This is a genomic window from Streptomyces sp. NPDC028314 (assembly GCF_055565795.1).
Map to the genome: position 1 here is coordinate 17,876 of NZ_JBVHTP010000013.1, position 15,261 is coordinate 33,136.

17 protein-coding genes are annotated in these 15,261 nt (G+C 73.5%); 10 read left to right on the plus strand and 7 right to left on the minus strand.

Annotated elements, in window-relative coordinates:
- The first annotated feature begins 211 nt into the window (after window positions 1–211).
- The 5 genes from ACZ4TG_RS27350 (at window position 212) to ACZ4TG_RS27370 (ending at window position 3,485) form a co-directional block, all read left to right on the plus strand.
- Window positions 212–1,189 (plus strand): hypothetical protein, encoded by a 978-nt coding sequence (locus tag ACZ4TG_RS27350; RefSeq protein WP_468167351.1) that lies wholly within the window; start codon window positions 212–214, stop codon window positions 1,187–1,189.
- A 130-nt stretch (window positions 1,190–1,319) separates the two neighbouring features.
- The gene (locus ACZ4TG_RS27355; protein WP_468167353.1) at window positions 1,320–1,991 is read left to right on the plus strand and encodes a class F sortase; all 672 of its coding nucleotides are present in this window, start codon (window positions 1,320–1,322) and stop codon (window positions 1,989–1,991) included.
- Window positions 1,992–2,016: 25 nt separating this feature from the next.
- Window positions 2,017–2,613 carry a PH domain-containing protein gene (locus tag ACZ4TG_RS27360; RefSeq protein WP_468167355.1) on the plus strand — a complete coding sequence of 199 codons (597 nt, stop codon included), beginning with the start codon at window positions 2,017–2,019 and terminating at the stop codon, window positions 2,611–2,613.
- A gap of 64 nt (window positions 2,614–2,677) precedes the next feature.
- Window positions 2,678–3,232 carry a VanZ family protein gene (locus ACZ4TG_RS27365; RefSeq protein ID WP_468167357.1) on the plus strand — a complete coding sequence of 185 codons (555 nt, stop codon included), beginning with the start codon at window positions 2,678–2,680 and terminating at the stop codon, window positions 3,230–3,232.
- 40 nt (window positions 3,233–3,272) lie between these two features.
- Window positions 3,273–3,485: a PspC domain-containing protein gene (locus tag ACZ4TG_RS27370; RefSeq protein WP_468167359.1), complete on the plus strand. Its 213-nt coding sequence runs from the start codon at window positions 3,273–3,275 to the stop codon at window positions 3,483–3,485.
- Window positions 3,486–3,518: 33 nt separating this feature from the next.
- Here ACZ4TG_RS27370 and ACZ4TG_RS27375 read toward each other — a convergent pair whose 3' ends face one another.
- From ACZ4TG_RS27375 to ACZ4TG_RS27385, 3 genes are all read right to left on the minus strand, one after another.
- Window positions 3,519–4,301, minus strand: coding sequence for a hypothetical protein (locus ACZ4TG_RS27375; protein ID WP_468167361.1), 783 nt, complete (start codon window positions 4,299–4,301; stop codon window positions 3,519–3,521).
- Window positions 4,302–4,434: 133 nt separating this feature from the next.
- A complete protein-coding gene (locus tag ACZ4TG_RS27380; protein ID WP_468167363.1) occupies window positions 4,435–4,707 on the minus strand; it encodes a hypothetical protein in 273 nt (90 codons plus the stop codon).
- A gap of 139 nt (window positions 4,708–4,846) precedes the next feature.
- Window positions 4,847–5,995 carry an adenosine deaminase gene (locus ACZ4TG_RS27385; RefSeq protein WP_468167365.1) on the minus strand — a complete coding sequence of 383 codons (1,149 nt, stop codon included), beginning with the start codon at window positions 5,993–5,995 and terminating at the stop codon, window positions 4,847–4,849.
- A 114-nt stretch (window positions 5,996–6,109) separates the two neighbouring features.
- On the opposite strand from ACZ4TG_RS27385, the gene ACZ4TG_RS27390 reads away from it, so the two are divergent.
- Together ACZ4TG_RS27390 and ACZ4TG_RS27395 are read left to right on the plus strand one after the other, a co-directional pair.
- Window positions 6,110–6,832, plus strand: coding sequence for an alpha/beta hydrolase (locus ACZ4TG_RS27390; RefSeq protein WP_468167367.1), 723 nt, complete (start codon window positions 6,110–6,112; stop codon window positions 6,830–6,832).
- 87 nt (window positions 6,833–6,919) lie between these two features.
- Complete coding sequence (locus ACZ4TG_RS27395) at window positions 6,920–7,291, plus strand: cupin domain-containing protein (protein ID WP_468167369.1); 372 nt, start codon at window positions 6,920–6,922, stop codon at window positions 7,289–7,291.
- A gap of 128 nt (window positions 7,292–7,419) precedes the next feature.
- Here ACZ4TG_RS27395 and ACZ4TG_RS27400 read toward each other — a convergent pair whose 3' ends face one another.
- A complete protein-coding gene (locus tag ACZ4TG_RS27400; protein ID WP_468167371.1) occupies window positions 7,420–8,550 on the minus strand; it encodes an ATP-grasp domain-containing protein in 1,131 nt (376 codons plus the stop codon).
- Window positions 8,551–8,813: 263 nt separating this feature from the next.
- Between ACZ4TG_RS27400 and ACZ4TG_RS27405 the strand changes: the two genes are divergently transcribed.
- A complete protein-coding gene (locus ACZ4TG_RS27405) occupies window positions 8,814–9,851 on the plus strand; it encodes a helix-turn-helix transcriptional regulator (RefSeq protein ID WP_468167373.1) in 1,038 nt (345 codons plus the stop codon).
- A gap of 94 nt (window positions 9,852–9,945) precedes the next feature.
- On the opposite strand, the gene ACZ4TG_RS27410 is transcribed toward ACZ4TG_RS27405, so the two are convergent.
- Window positions 9,946–10,866, minus strand: a complete 921-nt coding sequence (locus ACZ4TG_RS27410; protein ID WP_468167375.1) for a LysR family transcriptional regulator — start codon at window positions 10,864–10,866, stop codon at window positions 9,946–9,948.
- A 119-nt stretch (window positions 10,867–10,985) separates the two neighbouring features.
- On the opposite strand from ACZ4TG_RS27410, the gene ACZ4TG_RS27415 reads away from it, so the two are divergent.
- The gene (locus ACZ4TG_RS27415; protein ID WP_468167377.1) at window positions 10,986–12,269 is read left to right on the plus strand and encodes an MFS transporter; all 1,284 of its coding nucleotides are present in this window, start codon (window positions 10,986–10,988) and stop codon (window positions 12,267–12,269) included.
- 175 nt (window positions 12,270–12,444) lie between these two features.
- Entirely contained in the window at window positions 12,445–13,452 is a 1,008-nt protein-coding gene (locus ACZ4TG_RS27420) for a sigma-70 family RNA polymerase sigma factor (protein ID WP_468167379.1), read from the plus strand.
- Here the strand turns inward: ACZ4TG_RS27420 and ACZ4TG_RS27425 are convergent.
- Entirely contained in the window at window positions 13,339–13,674 is a 336-nt protein-coding gene (locus ACZ4TG_RS27425; protein WP_468167381.1) for an STAS domain-containing protein, read from the minus strand. The genes ACZ4TG_RS27420 and ACZ4TG_RS27425 overlap by 114 nt on opposite strands.
- Window positions 13,675–13,899: 225 nt before the next feature.
- Entirely contained in the window at window positions 13,900–15,177 is a 1,278-nt protein-coding gene (locus ACZ4TG_RS27430) for a thymidine phosphorylase (protein ID WP_468167383.1), read from the minus strand.
- Window positions 15,178–15,261: the final 84 nt, after the last annotated feature.

Below are 15,261 nucleotides of genomic sequence, written 5' to 3' on the forward strand. Positions count from 1 at the left end.
GACCTGTCACCCCCTCCCCCCGATTCATATGGAATCGACACATCCGCCTCTTGTTACGCGGCCATGACAGGAAGCCCATCGTCCGCACGTACAAGATCCATAGATTTCTCTTCAGCAGCCCGCCACCCCTGACCGGTCAACAAGCCGAAACAGACGCAACGCGGCATGCGACTCTCCTCCACTCTCCTCACCCACGCATCAAGGAGTCGTTATGCGTACCGCCCTCCGTACCTCGATCGTCACCGTCGCCCTCGCCGGCGCGGTGCTCCTCCCGACCGCCGGCTCCGCGTTCGCCGCGACCGCCGCGACCGCCGCGGCCCCCCGGTCAGCCGCCGCGTCGGACAGCAGCCGCTACGAGGGCAAGCCCGTCTACATCGGCGAGGGCCTGGTCGCGGTGCTGCGCAACAAGGCGGAGGGCCCCGAGGCCTGGATCCGCGAGGTCGGCACCGCCTGGAAGCCCGGCGACGCCTACCTGGTCCGCGTCGTGACGAAGCTGGACCGGACCCAGCTCCACGGCAAGGCCAAGGGCCTGGACCTCGAACTCACCAAGGCCGCGGGCGCCGCCCCCGTGCTCCTCGTCACCGCCGCGGACGGGAGCGCCAAGTCCTACCCGCTGCCCGCCGGCGAGGCCGGCACGGACTGCAAGGCGGGGCCGGTGGAGGTGGCGATCGGCGCGGGCATGTCGGCCCAGCTGTACGTCTCCGAGCTGGGCCCGAAGGCGGTCCTCCGGGGGGCCGGCGAGAGCTACAACTGGGGCGAGCTGGACCGCACCCACCCCTCGGTCCACGAGTCCGCGGGCATCATGGCCCGGATCGTGAACCCGAGCGGCGCCAAGCCCGTCTTCGAGTGGAAGACGCAGGGCGGCGACGACCAGGTCGGCCGGGCCGACTTCCCCGCGTTCCCCAAGGGGTGCAAGCCGGGCTACAAGTTCGCCGACGACAAGCCGGTGACGACGCCCGCGAAGCCCGCCACCGCCCCCACCACCCCCGCTGCGGTGAAGCCGCAGACCGCGGGCCAGACGAAGGTGGTCCCGAAGGGCCCGGTCGCCGCGGGCGCCGAGCTCCCGGTCGAGACGGTCACGGAGACCGGCAACACCGCCACCATGGCGGCCGGCGCCGGCCTGACCGCCGCCTTCGGCGCCCTGGGCGCCAGCGTGGTCCTGCGGCGCCGCCGCGCCACCCGGGGCTGACGCCGGTCCCCGGAGCAGTCCCGCCCCGGGCGCCTCCGCGCCGCCCGGGGCCGGCGCCCCCTCTTCCTCCTGCCCTCCTGCGGCGGGCCACCGACCCGGTGGCCCGCCGAAAGCCGTTCCGGAGTCCTCCATGGCCCACCGCGTCCGCCCGCTGCTCGCCGCCGTCCTCCTCACCGCCGCCCTGACCGGCTGCGGCGCGGCCACCGCCGCCCCGCCCCCGCCTGCGCCTGCGCCCGGGGCCGGCGCCGGCGCCGCCACCCCGCCCGCGCCCGGAGCCGCCGCAGCCTCCGCCGCCCCGCCCTCGGTCACGCCCACCAGCGCCCCCGCGGCTCCCGTGGCGGCCGCCCCGCTGCCCGCCTCCGAGCCCGTACGCGTACGGATCCCCGCGGCCGGCGTGGACGCCTCCCCGCTGCTGCGGCTGGGGCTGGCCGCCGACGGCACGGTGGAGGTGCCCTCCGTGGCCGACGGGGACAAGATCGGCTGGTACACCAAGGGCGTCACCCCCGGCGAGACCGGTCCCGCCGTACTGATCGGGCACTTCGACACCGCGCGCGGACCGGCGGTGCTCAAGGACGTCTCGCGCGTCCGTACGGGCTCCGAGATCTCGGTCGCCCGGGCCGACGGGACCACGGCCGTCTTCAAGGTCCGCGAACTGGAACAGGTCGACAAGAAGCGGTTCCCCACGGCCAAGGTCTACGGCGACACCGCCCGACCGGAGCTGCGGATCATCACCTGCGGCGGCGCGCTCACCGACGGCCACCGGCCCGACAACATCATCCTGTACGCCGATCTCGTGGGCTGAGACGGCGTGGTGCAGAATCGACCGCATGAGCAGCCAGCAGCCCCTTGAAGAACCGGTCTACGACGACCGGGTCTACCGGTCCCCCATGGCAGTGGTCACCGGGGTGCTGATGCTCGCGCTGATCGCCTGGCTCTGCGGGGACGCCGTCGTGCGCGGGGAAGGGGCCGCCCGGTGGGTGGCGCTGTCCATCGCGGTGTTCGCCGTGCCGCTGACCGTGGCGTTCACCATCCGGCCCGCGGTCTTCGCCAACGACGACCGGATGCGGGTGCGCAACCCCTTCCGGGTCGTCGAGCTGCCCTGGGCGGCCGTCGACGCGATCCGCGCCGGATATTCGGCCGAGGTGCTGGCGGAGGGGGCCAAGTACCAGCTCTGGTCCGTGCCCGTCTCGCTGCGCGAGCGCAAGAAGGTCCAGCGCCGGCAGCGGGGGCAGGATGTCGCGGCGGTCGACGAGCCGCAGCGGGCCGCCGCCGACAAGGTGGTGGACGAGCTTCAGGAGCTGGCCGAGCGCGGGGCCGCGCGGCCGGGTGCGCAGGGCGGTGTCACCGTGAAGTGGTCGTACGAGATCATCGTGCCGGCCGTGCTCGGCGCGGTCGCGCTGATCGTCCTGCTCGCCACCGGCTGAGCCGCGCCCGAGTCACTCCCGCAGTACCGGAACCACCACCGCCGGGGTGCGCGTCCTCGCAGGTGTGCAGCGTCTTGAGGGCGGCGGCAGCGCCGCCATACATCTCCGGCTCCGGCTCATGGGCGGGGCCCTGCTGGCCGCCCATCTTCTCCTCGTCGGCTGGCTGAGCCTGCGACCACTGGACGTGCCCTGGGCGGCCGCGGCGAACCTGAGCCCGCTGGAGGGGATCCGGGCGGACCTCGCGTACGGGCCGCTGGAGGCGGCCCGGCGGATCGGTGAGGGTCTGGCCCTGCTGGCTCCGCTCGGGGTTCTGCTGCCGCTGGTCAGCGGGCGGCTGGCGCCGTCCCCGCTGGCCGCGTGGTCCTCGCTGGCCCGGACGGCCGCGGCGGGTGCGCTGGTCTCGCTGAGCATCCTGATGCTGCAGACGTCGGTCCCCGGCCAGGTGGTCGACGTGGACTCGATGCTGCTGAACACCGCCGGGGTGGTGCTCGCGCACCTCGCCGTGGTGCCGGCCCTGAGGGCCCGGCTCCGGCGGTCTCAGGGGCACACCCCGAGAATTACCAGGGTCGGGCTCGGCCCCTGGAGCGAGGTTCTGTCGGCGGTTCCGCGCGAGTATTGAGGCATCGCAGGAAAGCGATCCCATACGAAGGAGAAACCCCATGAGCGCGATTACCCGCCCCCGTGACGGACGGATGATCGGTGGCGTCTGTGCCGGTCTCGCGCAGCGTTTCGGAATCAAGACGAGGACGATGCGGATCATTTTCGTCCTGTCGTGCCTGCTGCCGGGTCCGCAGTTCCTGATCTACCTGGCGCTGTGGGTCCTGCTGCCGAACGAGAAGTACGGCACGGGTTCCGCGCACACCGCCTGGTAGCAGGTCGGGCCGGTATTCCGGCCGGGAATTCCCTCAGGCCGCCCGCTGGACCTTTTCCAGCTGCTTGTCCGCCACTTCCTGGGGCACCTGGCCCTTCTTGTCGGCGGCGGCCACGTTGAGGGCCATGAGCCGTACGACGGTGTCGCCCTCGCGTACGACGACCAGGTGGACCTGCGCCGAGACGCCCTGGGCGGCGGCGGTCGTGGTCCAGCTGACGCTCTCGTCCCCGGCGGTCTTGTACGAGGTCGCCTTCACGTCGCGGTAGCTGCCGGTCTGCTTCTCGACGGTGGCGGAGAAGCCGGTGCCGCAGGCGCCGACCGCGTCGCGCAGCCGGGACATCAGCCGTTTGGCGTCGCTTTCGGCGTACGAGCTGACGGAGGCGGAGACGGCGAGGCCGACCTGCTTCTGGGAGCCGACGCCGCGGTTGACGGTCTCGCGCGCGACCGGGTCGGGCTTGTCGCCCATGATGTCCGCGAGCGGCTGGCAGGCCTTCTTGTCGGCCTGGGGCTGGCCGTCGGGGGCGTTCGGGTTCTTGCCCTGGGCCGAGACCTGGTAGCCGGGCAGATCGCCCTGTTCCAGCGCGGAGCGCTCCAGCTTCGTGCCGCCGGTCTTCGGCGCGGCCGGTGCGGCCGGGGCTCCGGGGGCGCCCGAGGGGGAGGCCGCGGCGGAGCCCTTGGGATCCGGGGCCTTCGCGCCGGCGGGGGCGTCCTTGCCGCTGCATCCCGCCGTCCCGAGGAGCAGGGCGGGGAGCAGTGCGAACACCGCGGTCCGCGCCGCGCGCCTTGCCGTGAGCCGTGCCGTGAATCGTGCCTTCATGTGCATGACCGAGACCTCATACCCCGTGCGTCGGCGGGCAGTTGGTGGTGATCGTGGCACACGGCACGACGGGGCGCACACCCGCTCGAAGGAGTGTGCGCCTCGCGTGCTCGCGTGCGATTCGCGGCGCGGGTCAGCCGCCCAGGGCGCCGCCGAGGGGCAGGCCGCCGAGCGCGGGGCCGATCGTGTTGGCGAGCTGGCCGACCGGGGCGGCGGGGTCGCTCTGGCCGTCCTCGGCGCTCACGTGCTGCTGGCTGGTGAGGCCCTGCGCGGCCTGGGTGACCGGGCCGAGCGCGTCGGTCAGGCCCACGGCAGGTACGGCGGCGGCGGAACCGGCGGCGGCGGCGACGGCGGCGACGGCACCGAGGGCGGCGAGACCGAGGGTCTTGGCAGCTGACTGCTTCATGAAAGATCGTCCTTGCGACGGGGAAATGAGCGGCTCCGCAAACTAGTCACTTCAAACCCCGTCCCGCAAACATCATCAAATACGAGAAAGCGCCCGGGAATTGCCTCTCCCGGGCGCTTTCAGTACGTCATGCCATGGCCTACGCCAGGACGGAACCGCTGGTCGAAGCGGTCTGCTGGAACAGCCATTCCGACTTCAGCTCGGCATAACCGGGCTTGATGACCTCGTTGATCATGGCCAGTCGTTCATCGAAAGGAATGAACGCGGACTTCATCGCATTGACGGTGAACCACTGCATGTCGTCCAGCGAGTAGCCGAAGGTGTCCACCAGGTGCTCGAACTCACGGCTCATGCTCGTACCGCTCATCAGCCGGTTGTCGGTGTTGACCGTCAGCCTGAAGTGCAGCTTCCGAAGCAGCCCGATCGGGTGCTCGGCGTACGAGGCGGCCGCGGCCGTCTGCAGGTTCGAGGTCGGGCACATCTCCAGCGGGATGCGCTTGTCCCGGACGTACGAGGCCAGGCGGCCCAGGGTGACCGAGCCGTCCTCGGCGACCTCGATGTCGTCGATGATCTTCACGCCGTGGCCCAGGCGGTCGGCGCCGCACCACTGCAGGGCCTGCCAGATCGACGGCAGGCCGAAGGCCTCGCCCGCGTGGATGGTGAAGTGGTTGTTCTCGCGCTTGAGGTACTCGAAGGCGTCCAGGTGGCGGGTGGGAGGGAACCCGGCCTCGGCGCCGGCGATGTCGAAGCCGACCACGCCGTTGTCGCGGTAGCGGTTGGCGAGCTCGGCGATCTCCAGCGCGCGGGCCGCGTGGCGCATCGCCGTCAGCAGCGCGCCGACGCGGATGCGGTGGCCGTTGGCCTTCGCGCGGCGCTCACCCTCGCGGAAGCCGTCGTTGACCGCCTCGACGACCTCTTCGAGGGTCAGGCCGGCTTCCAGGTGCTGCTCGGGGGCGTAGCGGATCTCGGCGTACACGACGCCGTCCTCGGCCAGGTCCTCGGCGCACTCGGCGGCGACCCGGAAGAGGGCCTCCTTCGTCTGCATGACGGCGCAGGTGTGCGCGAACGTCTCCAGGTAGCGCGGGAGGGAGCCGGAGTCGGCGGCTTCCCGGAACCAGACGCCCAGCTTGTCGGCATCGGTCTCGGGAAGGTTCTCGTAGCCGGCCTCCTGGGCCAGCTCGATGATGGTCCCGGGGCGCAGTCCACCGTCGAGGTGGTCGTGCAGGAGCACCTTCGGGGAGCGGCGGATCTGATCCGGGGTGGGCAGGTTGGGGGTCTCGCTCGTCATCTGGGCACTCTAGCTCCTACGCGCGTAGAGCGTGGTGTCCGCGACGGCCGTCGATACGTAACAGTGACCGTGCGGACGGGTGGCGTACACCTCTCGGTCTGAGACTGTTCCGCCATGGCACAGCATGCGCCGCCGGCGCGCGGGGCCCGCCTGGGGCGGGCGGCCGGCGCGAACGGCTCGGTCACGACGGTCAGTGGTGTGGTGCTCCTGCTCCCGGGAGCGTCCAGATTGTCCCCCGGTCCGGTGCGTCCGCTCGCGCGGGCACTGGCCCGGGCGGGCGGGGCGGAGGGGCTGGTCGCGCACACGGTCCTGCACGGGGGCGGGACCCGCGAGCAGGACGCGCGGTGGGCCGCGGACGAGGCGGTGCGGCGGTACGGGGACGTGCCGGTGTGCCTGGCCGGATACGACGCCGGGGGCCGGGCGGCGCTGCTGGCGGCGGACCACGAGGCGGTCAACTCGGTGCTGGCACTCGCCCCTTCCCTGGGGAAGGCGGAGGCCTCCGAGGACTCCCCTGATCCGGTGAAACAGCTCTCGGGGCGGCAGGTGCTGATCGTGCACGGGACGAACGACGCGCGCAGCGACCCGGAGTCCTCCTTCCGGCTGGCGGCGCGGGCGAAGAAGGCGAATCGTTCCACGTGCCGCTTCGAGGTGCATTCGGACGGGCACGGACTGCGGGAGCACCAGGCGGAAGTGGTCGCGCTGGCGGTGGACTTCGTCCTGGGCGCGGTGTTCTCGGGGCGGTACTCGCGGCCGGTGACCGATGCCCTCGCCGCGCCGCCGCCGCTGGGCCTGCGGATGCCGCTCGCCTCCGGGTTCGGGCGGTCCCTGCGGGGCTGAACCGCCCCGGCGGCGGACCTGCCCGAGCGTAAGGTGAGGAGTGGACTCGGGACTCTCGGGGTGCTTCTCCGCGGGAGGCGATTCGGCATGGCCGGGATCGTGCGCAAGAGCTTCGACGAGGCGGACGAGACGCGACCGTTCGTGGACGGCAAGGGCAGGCTGGACCTGATCCGGACGGACGGCGGGGCGGTCGGCCGCGCGGTCTTCGAGCCGGGCTGGCGCTGGTCGGAGCACATCAAGCCACTGGCCGGCACGGACAGCTGCCAGGCCGACCACACGGCGTACGTGGTGAGCGGCAGGATGAAGGTCGTCGCGAACGACGGGGAGAGCGAGGAGTTCGCCCCCGGCGACTTCATGCGGATCAGCCCCGGCCACGACGCCTGGGTCCTCGGCGACGAGCCGTGCGTCACCGTCGACTGGACCGGCTTCGCCGCGTACGCGAAGCCGGCTTCGGGCTGAGTCCGGGGCGGTCGGATCCCGAGCGGCCGCGCGCCGTACTTCGGCGCGTACGTACGCGGAGCGGGCGGGCGCGGGCGCGCCGGGTGCCGGGTGCCGGGTGCCGGGTGCCGGGTGCGGGGAGTCCGCGTCTATTCGGGGCCGTCCGTCGACGACGACCGCACGACATGGATCCCGGGGGAATCCCGCCGGCCGCCCAGGAGGCCCGTCGCCCGGTCCAGGATGCCGGCCAGAGAGCCCGCGGTCGGGGCCGCCGCGAGGACGTACGCGTGGTGCCGCGCGCCGGTCGGCCGGCGCAGGACCGTGGCGCCGCGCGGCACTTGCAGCTGGACCCGGACCACCCCGGGCACGGCGCGGGCCGCCGCGATGCCCGGCCCGGCGCCGTCGGTGCGCCAGCCGGGCGGGAAGTCCACGTAGCGCAGCCCGGCATGGGCGGCGCGCGGCTGGCGGACCGGCTCGGGGAGGCCGAGTCCGGCGGCGAGGGCGAGGCCGAGCACGTCGGTGCCGTGGGCGAGCCGGAGCAGCTGGGTGAGCTCCTCGCGGCCGGGCCGGGCGTGCGCCTCGACCAGGCGGGGGCCGTGGGCGGTGAGGACGACCTCGGTGTGGGAGGGGCCGTCGCGGTGGCCGGCGAGGTCGAGGACTCCGCGCACGAGGGCCCGTACGGCTTCCGCCACCGCCGGGTCCAGGGCGACCGGCAGGTGGTGGCCGGTCGCCGTCAGCGCGGGGCCGGGGAGCCGGCGCGACCAGCCCAGGATGCGGTGGCGGCCCTCGCGGGAGAGGGCTTCGACGGCCAGCTCGGGGCCTTCGAGGAACTCCTCGACGAGCAGGTCGGTGACGGCCGGGTAGCTGCGGGCGGACGCCTGCGCCGCGGCGGGGCCCGGGACCAGCCGCAGGCCCTCTCCGTCCGCGCCCGAGCGGGGCTTGATGACGCAGGGGTACCCGATGAGGGTGGCGATGAAGGGGATCAGGTCGGCGCGGCCGCAGCGGGCGAACGAAACGGGGCGGGCGGGGTGCAGGGTGTTGGAGCGGGCGCGCAGGGCGGCCTTGTCCATGAGGGCGGTGACGGCGGCGGCGGGCGTGCCGGGCAGGCCGAGTTCCTCGTTGGCGCGGGCGGCGGCCAGGGCTCCCGCGGCGTCGAAGCCGAAGACGGCGGCCCGGCCGTGGCGGACCCCCTCCAGGCGGCCGAGCGCCCCCACGAGGCGCGGGTGGTCGCGCCAGTCCGTCCGTACCCGCCGCTCCGCCCCCTCACGGTCGGATGGCACCGAAGGACCCGGCGCGACCACCACAGTGCGCGCGCCCGCTCGGCGGGCGGCTGCCACCACGGCGGGCCGCGGGCTCAGCAGGACTGCCACGGGCTGGTGCCGTTGGTCGGCCGTCCGCTGCCGCATACCGCGCTCCCCCTCCACGCCGTGGTTCCACTGTGCCGGTTCGGCATATGCCGGAAGCGCTCGGCCGGGCGTCGTCTTGCCGCCTTGCGGGAACACGAGGGGTTTATAAACGACCACAGGCCGGGACGAATATGCATATGCCAGCCGACGCGGCCCAGGACATGGGCGAACTGAGTCCCGCGGCGCGGCGCCTGTACGCGTACGCGGTGGAGCGGCATGCCTTCGCGGCGGCGGAGGCCACGGCGGACCTGGGCGTGCGGGCGGCCGCGGCCATCACCGAGCTGGCCGCGGCGCACCTGCTCCAGCGGGCTCCCGGCGGCGGACCGGAACGGTGGAGCGCGGTGGCCCCCCGGGCGGCTGCGGCCCGCGCGCTGGCCCCGCTGGCCCTGCTCGTACGGGAGACCCACGACGAGATGGACCGGCTGCGGGGGCGGCTGGAGGCGCTGGTGCCCGCGTACGAGGCGGGGGCCGCACACCGGGACCTGAGCGGGGCGGGCCGGCTGGAGCTGGTGACCGACCTGGGGGCCGTACGGGGGCTGATCGCGGAGCTGGCCGCGGCGGCCGAGGAGGAGCTGCTGACCTCGCAGCCGGGCGGGGGCCGGCCGCAGGAGGCGCTGGAGGAGTCGATCGGGCGGGACGAGGCGCTGCTGGCGCGCGGGGTCCGGATGCGGACGATCTACCAGCACACGGCGCGGTACTCGCGGCCGACGGCGGCGTACGTGGAGCGGGTGACGGCGCTGGGCGCGCAGGTACGGACGCTGGGCGACGGGCTGATGCGGATGCTGGTCTTCGACCGGCACACGGGGCTGATGGCGGTGCCGGACCGCAGCGGGGCGGCGCTGGTGGTGCGGGAGCCCAGCGTCGTGCACTTCATGACCTCGGCGTTCGAGCGGTCCTGGCTGGGCGCGGAGCCGTTCCCGGTGACGGTGAGTCCGGAGGCGGCCCGGTCGCTCTCGGAGGAGCTGCGGCAGACGATCGTGCGGCTGCTGTCGGAGGGGCTGGAGGACAAGGTGATCGCGCGGCGGCTGGGGATGTCGGAGCGGACCTGCCAGCGGCACATCGCGGAGATCATGCGGGCGGTGGGCGCCAAGTCCCGCTTCCAGGCCGGGTACTTGCTGTCCTCGGCGGCGGCGGAGCCGGCTGCGACGCTGGAGCCGGAGCCGGCGCAGGAGTAGCGGGCGGCGCAGGAGTAGCGGCCCTCGGCGGCGGCGCAGGAGTAGCGGCCCGCCTCAGCGGCGGCGGGTCCGGCGCACCGGCCGCCGCTCGGGCTCAGACCGGGCCGCCCTGGAGTTCCGGGATCAGCCGGCCGCGCCGGGACAGCAGGAAGCGCTTGAACTCCGCGACCGGCGGCGTGTCGGGGTGTCCGTCGAGCCAGGCCACGCCGATCTCGCGGACCGCGCGCGGCGCCGTCACCGTCAGCTCGACCACCCCGGGCCGGGCCACGGCGGGCGGCGGCAGCAGGGCCACGCCGAGGCCCGCCGCGACCAGGCCGCGCAGGGTTTCGGCCTCCTCGCCCTCGAAGGCGACCTTCGGGGTGAACCCGGCCTCGGCGCACAGGTCGTCGGTGATGCGGCGCAGTCCGTAGCCGGACTCCAGGGTGACGAAGGTTTCCTCGGCGGCCTCGGCCAGCCGGATCCGCTTGCGGACGGCGAGGCGGTGGTCGTCGGGGACCACCAGGCGCAGCCGCTGTTCGTCGAGGCGGCGCGCGACGAGGTCGGGGGCGTCGGGCAGCGGGGAGGTCAGGCAGAGGTCGAGCTCGCCGGCGCGCAGCCGCTCCAGCATGGCCTCGCCGTAGTTCTGGACGAGGGAGAACCGGATGCGCGGGTGGTCGGCGCGGAAGGCGCGGATCAGGCCGGGTACGGTCTCGGAGCCCAGGGTGTGCAGGAAGCCGAAGGCGACCTTGCCGGCGGCCGGGTCGGCGTCCTGCTGGACGGATTCCGCCGCGCGGGAGATCTCCGTCAGGGCCCGCTCGGCGGAGGCCAGGAAGGTGTGGCCGGCGGTGGTGAGGGCGACGGTGCGGCCCGTGCGGGCGAACAGCGTGACGCCCAGGTCCTGTTCGAGCCGGACCATGGCCCGGGACAGGGTGGACTGCGGAACGCCCAACTCGTGCGCGGCGCGCGTGACGTGCTCGTGCCGGGCGACGGCGGCGAAGTAGGCGAGCCGGGGCGCCAGCAGACTTGTCACGGCCATGTCTTCTTCGTAACGGTTCGCTGACATGCGCCCTCCTGAGCTGCACTGATGCACGAGTGGATCGATTATCGCGAATTCGTGCATTGGACGCATGAAAAAGACGGGCCTACGGTTTTCGTATGCCTCCCGCTCATACCGGGGCACCCGTCATCCCGGGTGCCTCCACCTTGTCGTCCCCCACCCCGGAACCCCACTCCCCCGGCCGCCCCGGCTACCGCCGGATGAGCCTCGCGCTCTTCGCCGCGGGTCTCGCGACCTTCGCCCTCCTCTACTCCACCCAGGCGCTGCTGCCCGCGATCTCCGCCGGCTTCGGCGTGACGGCGGGTCAGGCCAGCTGGACGGTGTCCGCGGCCACCGGCGCGCTCGCGCTGTTCGTACTGCCGCTGAGCGCCCTGTCCGAGCGGTTCGGGCGGACCCGGATGATGACCTGCTCGATGGTCGTGGCCGTCGTGGTCGGGCTCCTCGTCCCCTTCGCGCCCAACCTGGAGTGGCTCGTCGTCCTGCGCGCGGCGCAGGGAGCGGCGCTCGCCGGCATCCCCGCCTCCGCGATGGCGTACCTGGCGGAGGAGGTCAAGGCGAAGGCCCTGGTCGCCGCGATCGGCCTGTTCGTGGCGGGCAACTCCATCGGCGGCATGAGCGGCCGCATCGTCACCGGCTGGGCGGCCCAGGCATGGGGCTGGCGGGCCGGGCTGCTCACGGTCGGGCTGATGTCGCTGGCCTGCGCGGTGGCCTTCCTGTTCCTGCTGCCCCGGGCGCGGTTCTTCCGGCCCGCGCCGCTGAACCCGCGCGCCGTGGGACGTACGGTCTCCGGGCACCTGCGCGATCCGCTGCTGCTGCGGCTGTACGGGATCGGCGCGCTGTTCATGACCGTCTTCGGCGCGGTGTACACGGTCATCGGCTACCGGCTGGTGGACGAGCCGTTCTCGCTCGGGCAGGGCGTCGTCGGGTCCGTCTTCCTGGTCTACCTCGTCGGTACGGTCTCCTCGGCCGCGGCCGGCCGGCTCGTGGAGCGGGCGGGGCGGCGCGGCGCGCTGTACCTGGCCGTGACCACCACGGCGCTGGGGCTGCTGCTGTCGCTGGCGGACTCCCTCGCCGCGATCCTGGCGGGGCTGGTGCTGATCACGGCGGGCTTCTTCGCGGGGCACGCGGTGGCCTCGGCGGCGGTGAGCCGCACGGCGAAGACGGGCCGGGCGCAGGCTTCGGCGCTGTACCAGTCCGCTTACTACCTCGGCTCCAGCGCGGGCGGCACCCTGGGGGCGCTGGCCTACCACTCCTCGGGCTGGGCGGCCACGGTCGGGATCGCGCTGCTGGCGGTGCTGGGCGTCGTGTCGATCACCCTGTACGGGTCGCACGCGGCGCGGGCACAGCGGCGGCCGATGGCTCCGGCGGCGACCGCGCGGTGACGCGTGCGGTGTCGCGTGCGGTGACGCGCGCGGCGACCGCGCCGTGACGGGTGCGGTGTCGCGCTCGCGCGGTGCCCGGGGCGGGGAATCCGCCGGGTTCCGGCTCCCGGGAGGCGGCTGTCAGACCCCTCCGGTAGCTTCCGGGGTATCGGAACTTCCAGGGGGATCGACGGACATGAGTGATCTTGCCACCAGCCCGGACCTCGACGCCGCGATGGACCGGTACCGGGTGGAACTGACCGGCTACTGCTACCGGATGCTCGGCTCTTCCTTCGACGCCGAGGACGCGGTGCAGGACACGTACATCCGCGCCTGGCGGGCGTACGAGAAGTTCGAGGGCCGCTCCTCGCTGCGTTCGTGGCTGTACCGGATCGCCACCAACGTCTGCCTGGACCTGCTGAACGCGGGGAACAAGCGGGCCCGCCCGATGGACCTCAGTGCCCCGCAGCACCAGGCCTCCGCCGTGCTCAACGAGCGGCCCGAGGTGACCTGGCTGGAGCCGGTGCCCGACGGGCGGGTGCTGCCGCAGACCGCGGACCCGGCGGAGATGGCGCTGGCGAAGGAATCGGTCCGACTGGCCTTCGTCGCGGCGCTCCAGCACCTGCCGGCGAAGCAGCGGGCCGTGCTGATCCTGCGCGAGGTGCTGGCCTGGAAGGCGGACGAGGTCGCCACCCTCCTGGACACCACGGTGGCCTCGGTGAACAGCGCCCTCCAGCGGGCCCGGGCCACGCTGGCCGCCACCCGCGTCCGCGAGAGCGAGGCGGCGGACCCGCTGGACGGGGAGCAGGCCAAGCTGCTGGAGCAGTACCTGACCGCCTTCGAGGCCTACGACATCTCGCGGCTCACCACCCTGCTGCACGAGGACGCGGTGCTGTCGATGCCGCCGTTCGACCTGTGGCTCCAGGGCCACGAGGACATCGCCGCCTGGCACCTGAACCAGGGCATCGGCTGCAAGGGCTCCCGCCTGGTCCCGACCACGGCGAACGGCATGCCGGCCTTCGGGCAGTACCGGCCGCGCGCGGACGGCCTGCCGGGGCACCTGCCGTGGGCGCTCCAGGTGCTGGAGATCTCAGACGGGAAGATCGTCGGGCTCAATGCCTTCCTGGACACCGAGCGGTGGTTCCCGCTGTTCGGGCTCCCCGAGCAGCTCGACGAGTCCTACGAGGTCCAGCAGGGCGCGTAGCCCGGGCGAGGCCCCGGTCACCCGGAAGGGGCGGTCCCGGGCGGTCAGCCGCAGCCGGGCCAGCGTCTCGACGGCGGCCAGGCCGGGCGCGGTGACGGCGGCGGCGTCGCACACCACGGCGCCCGCCCCGGCCGCGTAGAGCCGGGCCAGGCGGGCGCACAGCCGTGCCGTGTCCTGTGCGGTCGGGGTGGGGCCGGGCAGGGCGAGTCGGATGATCTCCACGAAGGGGTGACTGCCGGGCCCGCCCGAACTCATCGGCCGACCGGGAAGTGCCCGCCGGGGGCCGTCTTGTCGCGCTGGCGAGGCCGGACGGCGCGGGAAGCCGAACCGCGCGGAAGCCGAACGGCGTGGGAAGCTCAACCGCGCCGGAAGCGCAACGGCCCCACCATGCCGAACGGGACCGGCGGGGGTCCGCCGGTCCCGTTCACCCGACAGGGAAACCGCAGGTCAGGCGATGCGGTCCAGCACGATCGGCGTGGCGGAGAAGGCCGTGCCCGCCGGGGCGATGTCGAACGTCCCGTCCAGGGAGGCCAGGGCGTAGTCGAACTTCTCCGGGGTGTCCGTGTGCAGGGTCATCAGTGGCTGGCCCGCCACGACCGTGTCGCCCGGCTTCGCGTGCAGCTCGATGCCCGCGCCCGCCTGCACCGGGTCCTCCTTGCGCGCGCGGCCGGCGCCCAGGCGCCAGGCGCCGACGCCCACCCCGTACGCGTCCAGGCGCGTCAGCACGCCGGACTCGGGGGCGGTGACGACGTGCTGCTCGCGGGCCACCGGCAGGGCCGCGTCCGGGTCGCCGCCCTGGGCGGAGATCATCCGGCGCCAGACGTCCATCGCGGAGCCGTCGGCCAGGGCCTTCTCCGGGTCGGCGTCCTTGATGCCCGCCGCGTCCAGCATCTCCCGGGCCAGGGCCAGGGTCAGCTCGACCACGTCCGAGGGGCCGCCGCCGGCGAGCACCTCGACCGACTCGCGGATCTCCAGCGCGTTGCCGGCGGTCAGGCCGAGCGGGGTGGACATGTCGGTGAGCAGGGCGATCGTCTTGACGCCGCTGTCCGTGCCGAGGGCGACCATCGTGGAGGCGAGCTCGCGGGCGTCCTCGATGTTCTTCATGAAGGCGCCGCTGCCGACCTTGACGTCCAGGACCAGCGAGCCGGTGCCCTCCGCGATCTTCTTCGACATGATGGAGGAGGCGATGAGCGGGATGGCCTCGACGGTGCCGGTCACGTCGCGCAGGGCGTACAGCTTCTTGTCGGCCGGGGCCAGGCCGTCGCCCGCCGCGCAGATGACGGCGCCGGTGGTGTCCAGGACGTGCAGCATCTCCTCGTTGGAGAGCAGCGCGCGCCAGCCGGGGATGGACTCCAGCTTGTCCAGGGTGCCGCCGGTGTGGCCGAGACCGCGGCCGGAGAGCTGCGGGACGGCCGCGCCGCAGGCGGCGACGAGCGGGGCCAGCGGCAGGGTGATCTTGTCGCCGACGCCGCCGGTGGAGTGCTTGTCGGCGGTCGGGCGGGAGAGGGAGTCGAAGTTCATCCGCTCGCCGGAGGCGATCATGGCGGCGGTCCAGCGGGCGATCTCGGCGCGGTTCATGCCGTTGAGCAGGATGGCCATCGCCAGCGCGGACATCTGCTCGTCGGCGACCACGCCGCGCGTGTACGCGTCGATGACCCAGTCGATCTGCTCGGGGCTCAGTTCGCCGCGGTCGCGCTTGGTGCGGATGACGGAGATGACGTCCATGAGGTGACTTCCTTCCGGCGGTGCGTACGTTCGAAAACTCTACGCGCATAGAGCCATGTGGGTTGACTGATGAGGGGGCGAAGG

What these genes read in the sequence shown, in the direction of transcription:
- ACZ4TG_RS27350 (WP_468167351.1), top strand. Translation starts at nt 212, where the DNA reads ATGCGTACCGCCCTCCGTACCTCGATCGTCACCGTCGCCCTCGCCGGC.
- ACZ4TG_RS27420 (WP_468167379.1), top strand. Translation starts at nt 12,445, where the DNA reads ATGAGTGATCTTGCCACCAGCCCGGACCTCGACGCCGCGATGGACCGG.
- ACZ4TG_RS27355 (WP_468167353.1), top strand. Translation starts at nt 1,320, where the DNA reads ATGGCCCACCGCGTCCGCCCGCTGCTCGCCGCCGTCCTCCTCACCGCC.
- ACZ4TG_RS27390 (WP_468167367.1), top strand. Translation starts at nt 6,110, where the DNA reads ATGGCACAGCATGCGCCGCCGGCGCGCGGGGCCCGCCTGGGGCGGGCG.
- ACZ4TG_RS27430 (WP_468167383.1), bottom strand. Translation starts at nt 15,177, where the DNA reads ATGGACGTCATCTCCGTCATCCGCACCAAGCGCGACCGCGGCGAACTG.
- ACZ4TG_RS27375 (WP_468167361.1), bottom strand. Translation starts at nt 4,301, where the DNA reads ATGAAGGCACGATTCACGGCACGGCTCACGGCAAGGCGCGCGGCGCGG.
- ACZ4TG_RS27415 (WP_468167377.1), top strand. Translation starts at nt 10,986, where the DNA reads ATGCCTCCCGCTCATACCGGGGCACCCGTCATCCCGGGTGCCTCCACC.
- ACZ4TG_RS27385 (WP_468167365.1), bottom strand. Translation starts at nt 5,995, where the DNA reads ATGACGAGCGAGACCCCCAACCTGCCCACCCCGGATCAGATCCGCCGC.
- ACZ4TG_RS27410 (WP_468167375.1), bottom strand. Translation starts at nt 10,866, where the DNA reads ATGGCCGTGACAAGTCTGCTGGCGCCCCGGCTCGCCTACTTCGCCGCC.
- ACZ4TG_RS27395 (WP_468167369.1), top strand. Translation starts at nt 6,920, where the DNA reads ATGGCCGGGATCGTGCGCAAGAGCTTCGACGAGGCGGACGAGACGCGA.
- ACZ4TG_RS27370 (WP_468167359.1), top strand. Translation starts at nt 3,273, where the DNA reads ATGAGCGCGATTACCCGCCCCCGTGACGGACGGATGATCGGTGGCGTC.
- ACZ4TG_RS27405 (WP_468167373.1), top strand. Translation starts at nt 8,814, where the DNA reads ATGCCAGCCGACGCGGCCCAGGACATGGGCGAACTGAGTCCCGCGGCG.
- ACZ4TG_RS27380 (WP_468167363.1), bottom strand. Translation starts at nt 4,707, where the DNA reads ATGAAGCAGTCAGCTGCCAAGACCCTCGGTCTCGCCGCCCTCGGTGCC.
- ACZ4TG_RS27360 (WP_468167355.1), top strand. Translation starts at nt 2,017, where the DNA reads ATGAGCAGCCAGCAGCCCCTTGAAGAACCGGTCTACGACGACCGGGTC.